The sequence below is a fragment of the Mesonia sp. K7 genome (assembly GCF_003233725.1).
Lineage (GTDB): Bacteria > Bacteroidota > Bacteroidia > Flavobacteriales > Flavobacteriaceae > Mesonia.
In genome coordinates, this window is sequence record NZ_QKQV01000024.1 from 1 (window position 1) to 17590 (window position 17590).

The 17590-nt window shown below is 37.9% G+C and carries 14 protein-coding genes; 8 read left to right on the plus strand and 6 right to left on the minus strand.

Going from position 1 to position 17590, the window contains the following annotated elements; genetic code table 11:
- Nucleotides 1–132: 132 nt before the first annotated feature.
- Nucleotides 133–1098: an RteC domain-containing protein gene (locus DNG35_RS11965; protein ID WP_111129507.1), complete on the minus strand. Its 966-nt coding sequence runs from the start codon at nucleotides 1096–1098 to the stop codon at nucleotides 133–135.
- A 115-nt stretch (nucleotides 1099–1213) separates the two neighbouring features.
- On the opposite strand from DNG35_RS11965, the gene DNG35_RS11970 reads away from it, so the two are divergent.
- The 6 genes from DNG35_RS11970 (at nucleotide 1214) to DNG35_RS11990 (ending at nucleotide 6116) form a co-directional block, all read left to right on the plus strand.
- On the plus strand, nucleotides 1214–1795 hold the full coding sequence (locus DNG35_RS11970) for a LytTR family DNA-binding domain-containing protein (protein ID WP_158524903.1): 582 nt from the start codon (nucleotides 1214–1216) through the stop codon (nucleotides 1793–1795).
- Between the two features lie 207 nt (nucleotides 1796–2002).
- The gene (locus DNG35_RS12225) at nucleotides 2003–2164 is read left to right on the plus strand and encodes a hypothetical protein (protein WP_158524904.1); all 162 of its coding nucleotides are present in this window, start codon (nucleotides 2003–2005) and stop codon (nucleotides 2162–2164) included.
- 342 nt (nucleotides 2165–2506) lie between these two features.
- Nucleotides 2507–4498, plus strand: a complete 1992-nt coding sequence (locus tag DNG35_RS11975; protein WP_111129511.1) for a tetratricopeptide repeat-containing sensor histidine kinase — start codon at nucleotides 2507–2509, stop codon at nucleotides 4496–4498.
- The gene (locus tag DNG35_RS11980; RefSeq protein ID WP_111129513.1) at nucleotides 4495–5172 is read left to right on the plus strand and encodes a response regulator; all 678 of its coding nucleotides are present in this window, start codon (nucleotides 4495–4497) and stop codon (nucleotides 5170–5172) included. The genes DNG35_RS11975 and DNG35_RS11980 overlap by 4 nt, the downstream gene beginning before the upstream one ends.
- A 166-nt stretch (nucleotides 5173–5338) precedes the next feature.
- Complete coding sequence (locus DNG35_RS11985) at nucleotides 5339–5767, plus strand: MauE/DoxX family redox-associated membrane protein (protein WP_146228881.1); 429 nt, start codon at nucleotides 5339–5341, stop codon at nucleotides 5765–5767.
- A gap of 85 nt (nucleotides 5768–5852) precedes the next feature.
- A complete protein-coding gene (locus DNG35_RS11990; protein ID WP_111129517.1) occupies nucleotides 5853–6116 on the plus strand; it encodes a DUF6520 family protein in 264 nt (87 codons plus the stop codon).
- Between the two features lie 41 nt (nucleotides 6117–6157).
- On the opposite strand, the gene DNG35_RS11995 is transcribed toward DNG35_RS11990, so the two are convergent.
- Genes DNG35_RS11995 through DNG35_RS12005 form a run of 3 tightly spaced genes read right to left on the minus strand, consistent with a single transcriptional unit; the run spans nucleotide 6158 to nucleotide 13427 of the window.
- Nucleotides 6158–9016 carry a M16 family metallopeptidase gene (locus DNG35_RS11995; protein WP_111129519.1) on the minus strand — a complete coding sequence of 953 codons (2859 nt, stop codon included), beginning with the start codon at nucleotides 9014–9016 and terminating at the stop codon, nucleotides 6158–6160.
- 12 nt (nucleotides 9017–9028) lie between these two features.
- Nucleotides 9029–10432, minus strand: a complete 1404-nt coding sequence (locus tag DNG35_RS12000) for a RagB/SusD family nutrient uptake outer membrane protein (protein WP_111129521.1) — start codon at nucleotides 10430–10432, stop codon at nucleotides 9029–9031.
- A gap of 16 nt (nucleotides 10433–10448) precedes the next feature.
- Complete coding sequence (locus DNG35_RS12005) at nucleotides 10449–13427, minus strand: SusC/RagA family TonB-linked outer membrane protein (protein WP_111129524.1); 2979 nt, start codon at nucleotides 13425–13427, stop codon at nucleotides 10449–10451.
- 497 nt (nucleotides 13428–13924) lie between these two features.
- On the opposite strand from DNG35_RS12005, the gene DNG35_RS12010 reads away from it, so the two are divergent.
- Nucleotides 13925–14221, plus strand: coding sequence for a hypothetical protein (locus DNG35_RS12010; RefSeq protein ID WP_111129527.1), 297 nt, complete (start codon nucleotides 13925–13927; stop codon nucleotides 14219–14221).
- Between the two features lie 10 nt (nucleotides 14222–14231).
- Here the strand turns inward: DNG35_RS12010 and DNG35_RS12015 are convergent, their stop codons facing one another.
- Both DNG35_RS12015 and DNG35_RS12020 read right to left on the minus strand, forming a co-directional pair.
- Nucleotides 14232–14465, minus strand: coding sequence for a hypothetical protein (locus DNG35_RS12015; RefSeq protein WP_111129529.1), 234 nt, complete (start codon nucleotides 14463–14465; stop codon nucleotides 14232–14234).
- Between the two features lie 14 nt (nucleotides 14466–14479).
- A complete protein-coding gene (locus tag DNG35_RS12020) occupies nucleotides 14480–14881 on the minus strand; it encodes a hypothetical protein (RefSeq protein WP_111129531.1) in 402 nt (133 codons plus the stop codon).
- Between the two features lie 145 nt (nucleotides 14882–15026).
- Here DNG35_RS12020 and DNG35_RS12025 point away from each other — a divergent pair.
- Nucleotides 15027–17590: AAA family ATPase (locus DNG35_RS12025; RefSeq protein ID WP_111129533.1), on the plus strand; the 2564-nt coding region annotated here is incomplete at its 3' end.

A 17590-nucleotide genomic window follows, 5' to 3' on the forward strand; every position in this document is an offset into this window, starting at 1 on the left:
AAATGCTTCGGAAAACTTACGTTGTTTCTTGATTAATTTTAAATTAGCTTTCATATAAATTGACTTTAGTGGTCAACCTATATCAGGGACGTACAGCTACTAATTCCTAACCCCTAATTCCTAGCTCCTAACTTACTCATCCGCTTCTAACATACGTTGGTAAAGGGAAGACTTCAGCTGATCCAAAAATTTGAGGGGTATTTGACGAGAACGTAACTCTAAAAAGGTTCGGTAATAATCACCCAGTTCAATATCAAATATCCGCTCGAATAAAAGTGCAATTTCATTGATGCTTGCGGTACCTTTATTAATGGCACCAGTAGTATGGAGTGCATAAATGAGTTCAATGAGGTCTACTTTATGATGCGACCATGTTACCGTAGGGATATTTTTTTTGGCTTGGGGTACCAAAGGGTACGCTTGTTGGATGTGTGCAATCTCTTGTTGTAAATATACGATAAGCACGTCATAGGCAATGATGGTGGCCAGAGAACTATCATGACTGGTAGAAAATTGGGCATCGGTCACAAAGTGGATGGTGTCGGGATATAAGCGCATACTGGCCTTCTTTCTTAAGAAGAAATGATGGTCCAAACGTTCCGAGCCTCTCCGATAGTAATGATAAAACTCAAGGTTTTCATTAAAATAAGCCTGTAACTTGTCGATTTCTCGTTGTAAATACCGCTTGATGGCTTTTTTGCTACTACGTGGTCGTTTGCTCTCGATGGTAAAAAGTTTGATGTAATAGATGAGTTTACTTACCGCCTGTGGCTTGATGTTCTTAAAAAAATAGCATTCGTCTTCTTGGGTCTTAAATCCCTGTTTCAAGACCATTGCCCGTAGCTGGTTGATGTAACGTTTGCTTAACGCCATACCTTTCTCAGCCCTTGTCAAACTGTCTTGGGTTTCCAACTCCATGGACTCTAGAGCTTTTTCCAGCTGGGAAACCACTTTTTTATAAGCTTTCATAGCAGTTGGTTGTATGTGAAACTGTAAAATTAAGCGAACTAGCGGAAATGGATGTAAGTAAAAAACCCCTTTATGGTGGGCGAAACCCTCAGTTTTTTCTCTTTCTCCTCCGATATATTTGTCATTCATGGATGCATGTTTGCTTATCAGTAAAGAGGTGGGAAAACTAGACAAGTGGCTTAGGGCATTAGAGGCGGCTAAGCTTTTCACACATCTCTTTACCGCGACTTCCCTGGAGGAGTATATGTCAAGTCACTTCCAGACACCCGATCTGATTTGCCTTTACCTTCATACCTCTGCCCAAGTCGACGAAAAAGTACGACACTGCCAAGTGGTCTATCCACAAGCCAGGCTGTTGCTCATATCACCTCATCAGGCCTTGGCCTATCCTGTGGTAAAAATGAACCTCTTCAATTTTATGGCTTTTCCCATATCAACAGAAGCAATCCAGCGGTGCCTTCAGTCTATAAAAGCAATGCAACCCCAAAAGAGGTATATTGGTCTTCGCACCTACAAGGATTTTAAGTACATTAAGTTATCCGACATTCTCTTTCTAAAGGCAGATAACAATACCACCGAATTTTACCTTCAGAAGCAAAAAAAGGTATGTGGCTTTAATACTTTAAAAGCCTATCAAAAAAGATTGCCCGAAAAGTTTATGAGAATCCATAAAAGCTATATGGTCAATACGGCCAAGGTGTGGCGTATTCATTTCGGAAAGAAAAACTGTGAGGTGAGGGGCCACAACCACCCTCTTCCTTTTTCCAAAACCTATACCGCTAATGTAAAAACGCTTCACAAACAACTGGAGCATGCATCTTTTTGACCACTTACCCTCAAAACTAAGCACTTCACTTCCCTGAGCCTTTTGTTCACTACATACAAGGAATACGATAACTGCTAAAACCCTTTCTACGGTTACCTTCGTAGAGGGTTTAACCTACTTTTTAATTCATAATTGTGCGCACAATGAAGAAATGTCTCCCGTAAAAGGAGAAGAAATTTTTATTACAAACTTTTAAAAACAGCACAAATGAAAAACAAGAATAAAATTTTAATCGGTATCTTAATTGTAGGCTCGGCAATGGCCTGTACACCAGAACAGCTGCCCACAGAAAAAAAAGAAGTGACGCCCTTATCAACCGATACAGGTGATGATGAGAGTTTAGAACCCGATAATGAGCGGGATGGATAAAACTAAAACCATATAAAAGAAAAGCCTTTGGGAAACCAAAGGCTTTTTTGTAATAAAGCAAAATTACGACTTTTAATCATACGTCATGCTGAATTTAGTTCAGCATCTTTTTTATTATTATCTTCCACATGAGATCCTGAAACTCCCGAAGCCTCGGGAAAGGGCAGGGTGACGTTGCACAAAGACCACTCGGGTCGGCTTGACTTCTATCCCTAACCCCTAACCCCTAATTACTAATCCCTAATTACTAATCCCTAATTACTAATTACTAACCCCCTCGCACCTCCCATATTTTATAGGTTCCCATAAATTTTTTATTTTAGTCATGCCAGTTTTCCAGAAATGTACACGCAAAGCACATATAATTTATGTAAAACTACGCTTGTTTTATATGGTTTGTTTTTTACAAGTTTTCTAGCCTGTGATAAGCCATCTACATCTGAAGATTTATATAAGAGTGTCGATCAATCTATAGCGACAGTTCAAAATAGCAACTTACCCAATACTGCTAAAAAAGAAACGATTGCCCAAGCCATCCAGTACCTCAAAGAGCTACCTTCTTCGGAACGGAAGCTGAAAAAATTAAAAGACTACACTTATCAGGCACATCATCTTCAAGACTCTTTGCTGTTTTTCAAGCTTAACCAATTGAGGTTAGAAGAAGCAGAACGGCAAGAAGATACACTAGAAGTCGCAGACGCACATTGGAGTTACGGTTCTTACTACCTCGAAGAAGAAGATTATGAAAAAGCATTTTATCATTATACCGAGGCCCAAAAAGGTTTTTCACAAAACAGACACCCTTATTATGAAGCGAAAATGTGGTATAACCTTGCCTTTATAAAAGGGCGCTTAAAAGACTACACAACTAGCGAAACATACATTTATAAAGCCCTGCCTACCTTTTTACAATTGCACAAAAAAGAACAGTTGTACCGCTGTTACACCTTATTAGGTTTTCTGTATAAAGAGTTAGAGGGCTTTGACCGTGCCCATGCATTTCATCAGCAGGCTCTACAGTACCTGCCTGAAAAAGATGATAAATTTATGAGGGAAGCGGCCTATAATAATATAGGATTGTTATGGCATCGTCAAGGTACATATACTAAGGCAATCGATTATTATAACCAAGCACTGACCCACCAAGATCTAGCAAAGAAAAAACCAGCACTCTATGCAAGGTTATTAGACAATAGGGCTTATAGCCAATTACAGCTAAAACATGAAGAAAGGCAAATAGAAGACTTTCAAACAGCCCTAAAGATTAGGGATAGTATAGAAAATAGGGAAGGGGTCATCATCAATCGGCTTCACATCGCCGAATGGCACCTCGCCAAAGGAGATACGCTTACGGCATTATCCTATGCCAAACAAGCACATCAGGAAGCCCATGAAATCCAATTGAAAAAGGAACTCTTGAGCGCTTTAAAGCTTTTGGCAAAAATAGATTTGTCCCATGCGGCGGCGTACATGACCCAATGGCAGGACATACAAAACGAATTGCAAAGAAACTTGCGCCATCAACGAAATAAAGTAGCTCAAATCCAGTTCAACACCCAACAATACCGACAGCAAAACCTCAAACTCTCCAAACAAAAAAGAATACTGATCTTGGTATGTGTTGGGGTAATACTCATAGGCCTGTTATTGTTTTTTATGATTAGACAACAATACCGCTATAAAAAACTGGAGCAACAGCGACAAAAAGAACAGGAGTTGCAACAAGAGCGAGAGCATGAACGCTATCGTATTGCAGAAGATTTACATGATGGCGTGCTTGGTAAACTCTTTGGCTTACGTATGCAATGGGGGATGTTAAAAATTCAAGGGAGTGCTTCCGATAAGAAAGAACATGCAATGCTATTGGGCGAACTTCAAAAAATAGAAAAGGAAATAAGGGAAATTTCCCACAATCTTAAAAAAGCTACCAAAGATTCTTTTTATCAGGATATTGAGAAGCTTTTGGCAGCAAAAAGCGAATTGGGCAATTTTAGCTATCAATGTGACTTGGCCCACCATCACAACAAACGAAGTTTATCAGCACCCGTTAAAGAACACCTCTTGGCGATAACCGAAGAAATATTACAAAATACCATCAAGCATGCAGCGGCAACGCATGTAACGCTGGCTTGTGGCTTCAAAAACAAAACCTTTTACCTGTCTGTCGTCGATAACGGCAAAGGGTTTTTAACCCATCAAGCTTCAGACGGGATAGGCCTTCAAAATATACAGGACAGGATTAATAAAATAGGAGGAGACCTCAACTTGAAGAGCAGTATCGGAGACGGTACTGCCTTTTATATCACAGTACCGACACAAAAATTGAAATCATGAAAAAGAATTATCACGTCCTACTGGTCGATGACCACCCCATTATTACTACGGCTTATAAAAAGACCTTTGAGACCATTGCCAAAGAAGATCACCAAAAGGTTTGGCATATATATGAAGCCCATCGCCTGGAAGATGCCCATAACGAGTTGCGAAAATTTCACGACGAACGCCCATTAGATGTAGTACTGGTCGATTTAAAACTGCCCCCGGTACCTCAGTTGCAGTTACTTTCGGGAGAAGATTTTGCCCTAAAGGTAAAAAAGGACTTCCCGGAGGTAAAGGTCATCATTGCGACCACTTATAACAATAACTTTCGGATTCAAAATCTGTTTAAAAGCTTAGATCCCGACGGCTTTTTGGTCAAAAACGATTTAGATGAGAAAGAGTTGTACCAATGCATCGTAGAAGTCATGGATGGCATACCCTATTATAGTAAAACGGTGAGGAGCGTTTTACGGAAATATGTGGTGCATGACCGATTTTTAGACCAACTTGACCGTCGTATTCTTTATGAATTATCCCTAGGCAATAAAACCAAAGACTTGCCCCAGCTGCTGCCCCTTTCATCATCGGGTATCGAACGCCGTAAAGGCCAACTCAAAAGGGTCTTTGGGGTAGAAGACAAAAACGATAAGGCCCTGTTACAAAAAGCAAGAGAACTGGGTTTTATTTAAGCTGCTAAAAAAGATATATCACTTCAACTTGATCAACAGGAAGGTTTTTCCTTACAAAGTGTAGGGAAAAACCTCACTCCTTTCCTAAAATTACCGCTTACCTTAGGGAGTAGGTAAATAGGCCGGCTAAAATAAAAGTCTATAGGTCGGTGTAAAACATTCAAAGATGGTCAAGAAACAAGCTATAATAAGGATAGGGGTCTCTCTTTTGGTGCTACTCTTGATGTACGTGGGAATTTCCCAATTATTGGTAAGACAGGATTTTTACCGTAATTTACTCAACTCGCCCTTGTGGGACATGACCGCGACGTGGGTGGCTACCCTCTCTTGGATCATTCCTTTATTGGAAATAAGCGTAGCCCTATTACTGGTCTGGCCTCGTCTGCAAAAAATTGCCTTATACATGAGTATAGCTATTTTAGGAGGTTATGTCATCTATAGTGGTAGTATTCTCTATATCGCCCCCTATATCCCTTGTTCATGTGGGGGTATGTTTAAATTCCTTTCTTGGCAACAACAATTAGGATTGAGTATAGTATTTCTGGTGATAGCCATAGGGACACTTTACCTCAGCAACACCCTTAAAAAAATATAAAGATTTTCTGTTGCGCAACAGGCAGGGGTTAGCCGAAAACCTGTAGAAAAGAGTAGGCACATTTAATAATTAAAATTTTAATACCATGAAAAATCAATTTTTATTACCCGTATTGGCAATGATACTTGCCGTCGGGATGTCGTTTACGACCCTAGAAGCCAATGAAGGCTATGTAACCGGATGGATCGATGGTCCCAATGGTTGGGAGCAAGTGAATGTGGATTGTGAAATGGGCGATTTTGATTGTGAGGTAAGATTTTTACCCAATCCTACCCACTACCAAGTCTATTTAACCCAAGGATATTCCAATCCTTTAAAATCAGTTTCCGAAGAGGTAATTGATTTGTAAATTGAAAAGGGACATTGCGGTCTTATCGCAATGTCCTTTTTTTATTCATATGGATTTGGCAACAACTTAAAAATATAAGGAGACTGGGAGACAATCTCTTCTGAAAAATTAAGCACTTCATCTGAAGTGAGCGAGTTGATATAAGCCCTTTTCTCAGGGATGCTTACCCAACCCTTACCATAGCGGGCATATCCATACATTTCTTTTTGTATTTCTAAGTTGGTTAACCGCTCCCTTTGAGGATAAACTTTTTGTAAAGCGGTCTGAAACATTCGCTCATTATTGTTAGCATTTTGTATATTTTCTATTTCTACTTTTATCTCCCTTAGCAGGCGGTCAATGTCTTGAGGCCTTCCTCCAAAGTTAAGGGCAACTTCCTTGTACCGTGGCGGGTTGTTAAGGTTATAATTCCCTACCCCAATAGTGTAGGGTCCCCCTTCTTTCGATTTATTTCTTATTTCTTTTATTAACGTATACTGTAGCCAATAATAAAAGATATTTAATTTTATTTCATCTTTCCAACCCAAATTACCATCCTCCAGCGGAGAAAGGTAAACTAATTTCACACGGGTATTTTCCGCATTTTCTTTGGCTACAAACTCATGAGTACGCTCAATTTTTGGGAGTTGTCTTGGGCTGTCAAGTGATAGAGAACAAGCGGTCTTAGATTGAGAAACAGGTAAATTCCCTAAATATTTTCGGCATAAACCTAGCACCTCATCCTCCTGAAAATTACCAGAGAATAGAAAAGTATAGCCTTCTGCATTCCCAAAGAGCTCTTGGTAAATCTGATAGGCCCGATCCAGGTCGGTTTGGGCAATACCTTCCAGAGCTTGGGAGCCGCTGGGTAAAAGATAAGGGTCTTTTAAGGTCTGTTTGATTTTTCCAATGAAATCATCTTGGTTGATTTGGGAAAGGTATTTATAAGAAGCAGATACTTTCCAATCTTTAAAAGCTTCTGGGTTATAATTGGGAGCTATAAAGTAAAGGTATATCAACTGTAAAGCTGTTTCGAGTTGGTCTATAGGAGTGTTTACATAAACACCTGTCTCGTAGGGTCGAATATAGTTGTAAAAAGTACCTTTGTAATAGGCACTGTGCAGATTTTGACTTAAAGCAAATTTATCTCTACCTGCCACACCTGAATGCCGTACAATTTCTGGGGCGTAAAGCGCTGCGTAATAATCTTCTTTCGGATAACATTTCGCTCCTTTTTTGGAAAAGCCATGAATACGTATATGATCTTGGTCACCATAAACACTTGGAGCGGGTTGGTAAGGTCGGAGTATAAACCGAACCCCATTTTTCAATACATATTCCGAAGCTTGCGGGATTCCAGATTCCAACTGTTGATACTCTCCCAGTTTCAAGTTGTTTTTTTGTAATACTGTTAATAATGGTAAAGCTTCACTTTCAGATTTAGGTTGTATGGGTTTGGCCTCTTTCATCCATGACCTTACCTTATTTTCAGAATAAGAAAACGCAAGATGCTTTTCCGAAGCAATCACTCCTATATCTTCCGGCATTTTCTTGAGGTAATCCTCTAACGCTCTATTGAATTCCACTAAAGACAATTGGGAAATAAATTCCTGTTTGAAAGATTTTTTATTATCCAACAGAAGTTCTCCATAGGCTATTTGCTTTTTAATTTCGTTTTGCCAATAGGTCACTCCTGTATTTTTCTCTTGTTGTAGCTGATGGTTAATTTTCGATTTTAATTCTTCAAACATTTCAGAAGAAATACCGTTTTTGTGCAATGTTTTTAGCAAACCCATCACTTCTTGGATAGCTCTTTTCTCTTCTCCTTGTTGCGTTACTCCTATATTGATTTGAAGGGCACCTATCAAATCCCGATAGGCGGCAGTGGCAAAATAGTGCGTATTGTATTTTTGGGTAAGCTGTTTTAATTGCTCATTCAAACAGGTCACTATTATTTCCCGTACCCACTTTGTTTGTAAAGCCTCTATCGAGTTGGGCGGTGCTATAGTTGGGGTACGCATGTACAATCGCCAATGGCTCTGTTGCGCCGTGGTTTCTTTCAACAATGTGTTTCTTTTTTGCCTTACCCATTTTGGTAAACTAGACCTATAATCACCGTTACAGTCTTTTGTAGGATGAAACTTGTTTTGGGTATCGGTTTTAGAAAAACGTTGTTTTATTTTCTTTTCCAAAGTATCTATGTTTTCTATGTTGCCCAAAATGACCAAAGAGGCATTTTCGGGTCGGTACCACTGGTCGTAATAGCGCAGCAAGGATTCTCTTTTCATCTGCCATATATGGTTGCTGTAATTAGCAGGAGGTATTCCGTAACAACCGATGATTTTTTTATCCAAATATGATTCCATAAAAGAAAGGCTTGAATTACCACCCTTTATCTCCATTTCCTCGAGAAAAGGGGCACGTTCACTATCGATATATTCTTGCTTGAAGTCTTGATCCCACAAAATATCATTATAAAGTAAAAATGCAACGTCAAGCCCCTTTTCTTGAGGAGGAATGACAAAACTAAACTGAGTGTAAATGTCTGAGGTGTGTGCTGTTATATCCCTTGGTTGCAGACCTGCAGCATTAAAAAGCTCAGAGTCATAGACCATTTTCTTAGAGACATGTTTTCCAGCCTTTAGGACTAAGTGCTCCATAAAATGAGCAAAAGTAAACTGGTCAGCTTCCTCCTGATGGCTTCCCGCTTTGATGTACAGGTAAACATGAAGTTTATCAACATCGTTGACGGGTTTGATATAATACGTTAATCCGTTAGGAAGTTGCCCTTTTCGCAATTCGGTGTTTTGAGCCAGCGTGTCTTCCCTCAAAGAATAGGAGGTATGGGCTTTTGCCCGTATAGTATAATTAACCATTAGTAAAAGGATAAAACTACATAGTAAGTGAAAGAATGTTTTCATAAATGATAAGGATTAATAACCGGGGTTTTGTGTTAAATAGGGATTGTTCTGTAAATCTTCCTCAGGTATAGGGTAATACTGGTAAGCACCTTGCCAATAAGGTTTTTCATCTTGCAATACTTCATCAATCTTTCCCGTATGTTTAAGGTCCAACCAACGATGCCCCCATTCGGTAAAAAATTCTCTTCTTTTTTCTAGTTGTATAGAATCCAGTAGAGCTTCTTGTTGGATGTTGGGAGCGATGGAAGAGAGAGGGTCAAGTCCCGCTCTCATCCTTATTTTATCTAAAGCGATGACAGCATTGTTCAAATCACCTTTTCTCGCTAAGGCTTCACTCTTTATCAGATATTGTTCTGCCAAGCGCAGCACCATCGAGTATTCGGTATAATCTGCTCCTGTAGCATAAGGTATTTTATATTTGTAGGGATAGTAAAAGGTGGTTGTTTCATCCTGATAGGTGCCTATCCAGTCTACCCTACGATTATCGTGGGGTTTAAAAGTATCTATGAGGCTTTCGGTCAGTGCTACTGGCTTCGAATAACCGGGTGGGCTGTTAAGGATAAAAAAACTGCCTTCAGGGGTGTTGGTCAAAGAGTTTCCTGCACCTATTGGGGAAATTTGCCAGATAGCTTCTTGACTATTGGCTAAAAAAACCTCATCCAACGAGTCTAAAAGAGTATAATTGGGATTATTGATAACTTCGTTGCTCAAAAGCTCCGCTTGTGTCCAGTCTTGCAGATAGAGGTATACGCGAGCCAATAAAGCCATAGCCGTTCCTTGGTTAACAGCGGTTCTTTCTGCGTTGGGGTACTCTAAAGGGAGCAGTTCAAGAGCATCTTCCAAATCTTTTACCATTTGCACATAAATCTCTTGTGGTGCTTGTTGAGGAGCTACCGCATTTGTACGATAGTCTGTAGAGGTAATAAGTGGTACATCCCCATATAAGTTAGTAAGATAAAAATACCCAAAGGCTCTTATGCATTTAGCCTGTCCTATAAGGCGGTCACTTACTTCAGGGGAAAGTCCGTCTGAGTTTTCTACCCCTTCTACTACGGCATTACACATATAAATGATGTTGTAGATGCTGGACCAAAGGTTAAAATTATTGGTGTTACTGGGGAGAATTAGGTTTTCATAAAATTCTTTTAATTCAGGATGGGATGACGTAGTGGTTTTTAAGTTATCGGCCGAAAGCCCTGCAAGCACTGTTACCGCACTCGCCATTCTACCCGAAAAATCAGCTCTAGAAAGTTCGTTGTAAATCCCCTGCATCGCACTTTGGGCACTCTGATCATTAGAGAATACGGTAGCACTTACCGTTTTGTGTGCTGGTACCTCTACGTCTACAAAATCTTCACAAGAAGTAAAGCTACCCAACAAGAGCATAAAGCTTATATAGTATTTTAAGTTTTTCATCACAAAAGTTTTATAGTTAAAAATTAAATTCTACACCCATCGTTAGAGTGCGCATCGGTGGCAGGCTTTGCCCACCCTCTGGGTCAAGCCCCCTAAAATCGGTTAGGGTAAGTAGGTTTTGACCATGCATATATATTCGTACAGTTTCTATCCCTTTTGTTTGTATGGGCAATCGGTAGGAGAGCGTAGCCGTTTTCAATCGTAGGAAAGAGGCATCGGTAATTGCTAGATCGCTTCTCATGGCATTGGCATAAGCACTATTGGCTGCAGATGACTGTGAGAATTGTTGTATATGGGTATCATCCCCAGGCTGTTCCCATGCCTGTAGCACTTCTATAGGTTTATTACCGTAATTTCCTGGGGCTGTATAGTCCGTGAGGTAGCTATAATTTTGCTGCTTTACATATTGAAATAAAAAATCGAGATGAATATTTTTCCAACGTATGCCGTTTTGGATACCTCCATAATATTCACGACCTAGATGCTCTACCACCACGCGGTCATCAAAATCATAACTTCCGTCGTTGTTTACGTCTTCTACTTGATAAAGCCCCGTCTCGGGATCTATTCCCAAATAGCGATAGCGTAGGGCGATGTTCAGGGGCTGTCCTACACGGTAAACGTTTTGGTAGGGACTGTTTTCGATATCTCTAAACGCAATCAGTTTGTTTTTGGGAAGGGTAAAATTAAGATGGGTGGTCCAACTGAAATTTTCACGGTCTATATTTCGGGTAGTAAGCCCCAGCTCCCATCCGGTATTCTGCACCGTAGCCGGAAAATTGGCTTGTACCGTCGTAAAACCGGTAGTAGAAGGGAGCGGATAGCCTACCAATTGATTGGAAGAGCGGTTTCGGTACCAATTTATCTCTAAATTAATACGGTTGTCGATCAGGCCTAATTCAAGCGCTGCTTCCAATTTTTTGTTGACTTCCCAGGAATAATTGGGGTTGGTGAGCTGTACAGGATATAAACCCCCTGGTCCGGGAGTAGGCTCAAAGGTATCCATATAACCATAATCGGGTATTTGGTCACTGCCCGTGGTTCCGTAACTGCCGCGTAGTTTTCCAAAGCTCAACCAGGACAGATTGTTTTTGATAAAGGCCTCTTCCGTAAATATCCATGCGGCACCTATAGCACCAAAATTGGCAAATCGATTTTCGGAACCAAAACGTGAGGAACCATCTCTTCTACCGGTAAGGTTGAGGTAATATTTTTTGTCCCAATTGAGGCCTATCCGTCCAAAAATAGCTTGGTAACGGTAATCTATAGCTTGGTCTGTTTCTACCCTTACCTCTTCAGCGGCGGTAAGGTTACCAATAGAATTTTCGTTGGCATAGTTGTTTCCCATAAGCACCAAGAGGTCATCTTGGCTTTTTTGAAAGGTTAATCCAGCCAAGGTGTTCAACTCAAGCTTTTTCCAATGGTGGTCGTATACCAGTTGTGGTTCAATAATCCATGATTTTCTTTTGATATGGGTATGGGTAGAAGAAGAATAAATATTGTTCCAATTGTCGGGATTATAGGCCGATTTAGGATTTTCCAAGACCTCTTCATTGTTTAAGTGGGAATAGCCCATGTTTGCCTTGAAACGAAAGTTTTTAAAAAGCTCATAGGAAAAGCTTAGGTTAGAAAATAGGTTATGGCTGTTAAGACTTTGCCTTTTCTCCAATTGTGCCAAGGGGTTTCCTTCCCAAGCCCAATTTTCCCAATTGAGGTCTCCCGTATCGGTATATAGCTCAGGAGCATTCGGGGGTAAAGAAGTTGCTAGCCCCACTAGTGTATTGTTAAAAAGTTGGTTCTGGTCTATCCCATAATTACTACTAAAATTAAGTTGAAGTCTTTGGTCTTTTGAATGGTGGTTGATGTTGAGGTTAGCCGTGGCTTTTTCATACCCAAAGTCACCGGGGTAAACCGTACCTTCTTTATGATATCCCCCGCCGAGCAAAAAAGAGGTGGTCTCGTTACCACTAGACAAAGCAATATTGGCATTGGTGATGGTAGCCGTACCCCCAAATAGTACTTCCTGCCAGTCGGTATAACGGGTCGTATCCCAAAAAAGATCGGGCGCATTATATTCATTGGCTTCTACACCGTCATTGGCTAGTGCTTGCTCTCTCATGGCAATGTATTGTCTGGTATTAAGCAATTCCATTTTATGGGATACCTCGGCAGCACCCGTATACAATCTAGCGTTAACCTTTAGTTTACCACTTTGGTCTTTCGCTTGTTTGGTCGTGATCAAGATGACGCCATTTGCCCCACGGGAACCATAAATGGCCGTAGCATCGGCATCTTTAAGCACTTCTATACTTTCGATATTGGCAAGGTTCAATGCGTTAAGGGGGTCTAAGCCTGGGTTATTGGTCTGTAGCCCACTACTGCGTACCGGACTGGAATTGATGGGTACGCCATCGATAATATATAAGGGGAGGTTTCCATTATTGTTGGGAGAGTTTCGCAGACTGTTTTGCCCCCGTATCTGTATATTGGCGGCCAGACCTGTAACCCCGCTTCGCTGAACAACTTCTACACCAGCCATCCTGCCCTGTAAAGCCTGTAAAGGGTTGGCAATGGGTTGCCGTTCTATCTCTTGTGCGGTTACTCTCTCGATACTTCCTGTGCGCTCCCGTTCTGTGGTGGTATAGTACCCTGCATTAATGACCACTTCGTCCAATGCCTGCGCACTAGGATAGAGTTGTATGTGTATACTTTTTTGGTGGTTTACCGCTACAATTTGCGTAGCAAAGCCCATATAGGTATAGCTCAGGCTATCGTTAGGTTGTACTTCTATACGGTAATTACCCTCAAAATTGGTCGTAGTACCGGTGAGGCTGCCTATACGCTGTACATGTACCCCAGGTATAGCGAGCCCTGTGGTATCGGTCACGGTTCCGGTAAGGGTATAGGTGTCTTGTGCAAATGCTTGTCCGCTGCAAAGATAGAGCAGTAGCATGATAAGCCCCGTGCCATATACGGGGGTGTAGTTATTTTTCATAAATTTGTCTTGGTTTTAGTTAAACTTAGTTTTAATTATTATTCGTAAACCTTCCCGCGGTTCTCCAAAACAGGTGGGGAGGTTTTTTTTTGTTCGATTGTATTATCGCATAGGCATAAGTGTTTTGTAGCGATACTTGTAAAGAAGAAGTTGCGATGAATAGTAAGAAGAGATATACGCAATAAATTTCTGTATGGACAGCAATAAAAAGGCGTGGATACTCTACTTACCGATCTATGGTACTGGTATACCTGTGTACGAATAAGAGAGCCCACGCCCGGGTCGTGAGCATTCTTGCTTATCCTCTCGTACACATTAAAAATTACCAGTTTTTAGATCGAGATTCAAAGCGAATGCTTCTAATATTTTATTTAAGAAGTAATCGCAAAATTAAATAATACGTATTTAAATTAAAAATACAACTTCAAATATATAATAAATAATCGGTACTTCAAAACGTACCGATTATTTATCTAATATATGTTTAATTGCAATCAATGGAGAATGAGTTAGAAGATATTATAAAATATAGGGTTGCAATTACTTTGAATATTCTTTTGGAAAAAAATAAGCTTCTAAAGGGTAAGGGAAAACCTCCTAGTAGTTATAACCAAATTGCTTTAGATGCTCATGTAAGAAAAGCAACCGTTTCGAATACTTTTAATGCAAAGACAGCTCCTAATGTTACAACCCTTATTATGATTATTGAAGCTATGCAATATGGGTTAAAAGATTTTTCAGAAATATATAACTCTATTAGCGATAATGATTTAAAGAAATATAGAAAAAAATAATTTATATTTTTTAAATTTTATCTAAGTTAGAATATTTATCGAGTAGTTTTCCGGTTTTAAAACTATTTAACGCTATAATTTTATTGTGGTTTATCAGATAGGTTACTTCTACAAAAAACTTATCAATAGCATACAGAGCATAGCGTTTATTTTCTGTAAGATGATAAGTGAGAAACTGCCCGTTGGTAAAAGTGATGTCATATTTTTGGTCTTCTTCCAAAAGGTTAAACTCATATAGTGTCATGGTGTTTTAGCTTTTTAGAATGTTTTTTTGTCACGGGAAAGCCCAAATATTTTGAGGTAATGTGTTTGTGAGAAGCCTAAAGAGGTCTGCCTATTATCACTATCATGACCAACCCACCTTGTCAAGGTAATGGTGTTGTCTTTATAAACCAACCATACGCTATCATTCAAAAATTGCAATAATACATCATTTTCTTCTTTTTCTTTAAAAAGCCTAAAGATATAGCTCTTTAGAACTTTTAACTCTTCCTCTTGCATATACAAAGATGCGAGGTCATTCTCTCTAGTTTTGTAAATAAGCTCGTATTCTTCTTCTATATATGATAATTCTGCCCCTTCGGTGCTACCAATAATGTTTTGCCCTTGTGTAGGATAAAAAAAACCACATAAAATTACAGAAACAAGTATTTTGTACATTTATCTAAGATAAGAAATTTTAAATCATATTAGATATATAATCTAACTCAAAGGGCATTGTTACCCAGACATGTAAATATAAAATAGTATATATTTGTTTTAATATAACGAGTTAGCAACAAGCCAAAGGAAACCCTAAATCAGAATGAGTAAAATAACTTCATACATAATTGATATTGACAAAACAATTTGTAAAAACATTGAAAAATTTGATGCAGATGAAAGAGGGTTATTATCACAAAATATTTTATCTCAACTTAGGAATTTTGTTGAACATATTGCTCTAAAAGTTTTGGAAGATACAAAAAAAACAGAATTAACTAATAGCTACGAAAATATTCAGAATGGGATTGAATATATCAAAGCTAGAGGCGACTTAAAATTTTTATCAAGATTTCATAAGCTCTTGCAAATTACAGCTTCACATTATACTCTTAACGAAGAAAGTTCAGAAAGATTAATACTCAAATACTTCGAGTACCTTATTAAAATAAAATCTTTTCTTCAAAATACCTATAATTTAGATGTTCTGCACAATCTAAAAGATTTTCCAATCAAAACAGATTCTAACTTGAAAGAATATTATGAAAAAATTTCTTCATTAATTAAGCAACCAGAAGGGAATCGTAAAAAAACTGACTACAAAGACAGATATTATATTCAAAAAATAAAACCATTTTTTGTAAACAATGAAATATTTTATGAAGTAACTTTTCATAGAGCTAATGATTATACGAGCAAATTTGACAGAATAATTGCTTTCACTAAGCTTGATATACTTGGGAATTATGCCGTAAAACTATCAATAAGCACTGACTATATAGAGATTTTAGATAAAAGAATGCCTATACAAATCATTGATAGTTGGGAAGTTTCAATACGACCCTGTGAAATTGATAATTTTGCAAAAATTTTTGGAGTGAAATCTAAAATTAGTAGTGGTAAGGAATCTTATGAACTAATGAAATATTTAACATCTTCTGGGTTAAATTTAATTGAGATTATTAGTTTAAACGATTGGTACTATGACTATGTGAAAAAGACGGTTATTGAGAAAGCAAAATCTTCTCGAATATTTCAAATATTGGACGAATGTAGAAAAATGAGTAAAGCTAAAAGCGATGGCCATAATTTAATCAGGTATTTACTTCTAAGACTTAACAATAAAATAATTAAAAAGCAGTACACTAATTCACCTTGTGGATTATTATCAAACCTAAATTTAGAATTTGGATGTATTCCTTTTGACCAAATGCCATTCAATTCAGCATTAATTAATCACAATCCAAAACTAAGTGACCTTTTCGCATCTATTGATACTGAAGATAGGAAACATGAAATTTTAGCAAGACATATTAAAAACAATACAGAGCAAAAAGGACAATTATTTACAGCTATAAATGAAATTGAAAATTTTAATAATGTTGAAGAACTTATAAGTCAATGGAATGAAAATCTATATTGGAAACACAAAAATAGACGAATAGATACTTTTAAAAAAAATTTATTTATAAGAGGTTACGAAGCCGATACTTTTAACATAATAGGCAAACTAAAAGATATATCATCTACCGGAATTAAAAATTATAAGAACTCAATAGAATCCTGGCTTAATTCAACTGCTTATAAAATTGATTGTGAAGAAAAAAAATCTGCTCTTAAAGACTTATTCGAAAGTTCAAAAGTAGCTTTGATTTATGGAGCTGCTGGAACAGGTAAATCAACTATGATTAATCATATTTCAAACTTTTTTGACAAAGAAAGTAAATTGTACTTAGCAAATACAAATCCTGCTGTTGATAATTTAAAACGTAATATAAAAGTTGCTAACTGCACTTTCAAAACTATAACTAAATTTTCTTACAGCCGAGAAACTGAATACGATATTTTAATCATAGATGAGTGTAGCACAGTAAGTAATTCAGATATGCTTAAAATACTGAACAGAGCTAAATTTAGATTGCTTATTCTTGTTGGCGACGTATTTCAAATAGAATCAATCCTTTTTGGTAATTGGTTTAGTTTAATAAAGTATTTTATTCCAGAATCTTCAGTATTTGAATTGGAAAAACCCTATCGAAGTAATAATCAAGATTTATTGAGACTTTGGGAAAGAGTAAGAAATATTGAAGACAATATTTTAGAAACTTTAACTAAAAATGAATATTCTAAAACACTTGATAATTCAATTTTTCAAAATACGGAAGAGGACGAAATAATTCTTTGTTTAAACTACGATGGACTTTATGGTATAAACAATATAAATTCATTTTTACAAAGCAGTAATTCTAATGAAGCATTTGTTTGGGGTACTCAAACTTACAAAGTAGAAGATCCTATAATTTTTAACGAATCAGGTCGCTTTTCACCTTTAATTTATAATAATCTAAAAGGTAAAATCTTAGGAATTGAATTACTTGACGAACAAATTCAGTTTGACATTGAAGTCAATTTAGTACTTAATGAATTCGACACTGAATGGTATGATTTTGAACTCTTAGATGATTCTGAAAATGGAAATTCCGTAATTCGGTTTACTGTTGACAAGTACAAAAGCACTGATGATGACGATGACGATTCTAGTAATATTATTCCTTTTCAAGTAGCTTATGCAGTTTCTATACATAAAGCACAAGGATTAGAATATAACTCTGTAAAAATTGTGATAACGGATGAAGTAGAAGAGATGATTTCTCATAATATTTTTTA

Bases quoted from the DNA above. Each gene is read 5' to 3' on its own strand.
- DNG35_RS12015 (WP_111129529.1), bottom strand. From the start codon at position 14,465: ATGACACTATATGAGTTTAACCTTTTGGAAGAAGACCAAAAATATGAC.
- DNG35_RS11970 (WP_158524903.1), top strand. From the start codon at position 1,214: ATGTCAAGTCACTTCCAGACACCCGATCTGATTTGCCTTTACCTTCAT.
- DNG35_RS11985 (WP_146228881.1), top strand. From the start codon at position 5,339: ATGGTCAAGAAACAAGCTATAATAAGGATAGGGGTCTCTCTTTTGGTG.
- DNG35_RS11965 (WP_111129507.1), bottom strand. From the start codon at position 1,098: ATGAATGACAAATATATCGGAGGAGAAAGAGAAAAAACTGAGGGTTTC.
- DNG35_RS12000 (WP_111129521.1), bottom strand. From the start codon at position 10,432: ATGAAAAACTTAAAATACTATATAAGCTTTATGCTCTTGTTGGGTAGC.
- DNG35_RS11980 (WP_111129513.1), top strand. From the start codon at position 4,495: ATGAAAAAGAATTATCACGTCCTACTGGTCGATGACCACCCCATTATT.
- DNG35_RS12225 (WP_158524904.1), top strand. From the start codon at position 2,003: ATGAAAAACAAGAATAAAATTTTAATCGGTATCTTAATTGTAGGCTCG.
- DNG35_RS11995 (WP_111129519.1), bottom strand. From the start codon at position 9,016: ATGAAAACATTCTTTCACTTACTATGTAGTTTTATCCTTTTACTAATG.
- DNG35_RS12005 (WP_111129524.1), bottom strand. From the start codon at position 13,427: ATGAAAAATAACTACACCCCCGTATATGGCACGGGGCTTATCATGCTA.
- DNG35_RS12010 (WP_111129527.1), top strand. From the start codon at position 13,925: ATGGAGAATGAGTTAGAAGATATTATAAAATATAGGGTTGCAATTACT.
- DNG35_RS11975 (WP_111129511.1), top strand. From the start codon at position 2,507: ATGTACACGCAAAGCACATATAATTTATGTAAAACTACGCTTGTTTTA.
- DNG35_RS11990 (WP_111129517.1), top strand. From the start codon at position 5,853: ATGAAAAATCAATTTTTATTACCCGTATTGGCAATGATACTTGCCGTC.
- DNG35_RS12020 (WP_111129531.1), bottom strand. From the start codon at position 14,881: ATGTACAAAATACTTGTTTCTGTAATTTTATGTGGTTTTTTTTATCCT.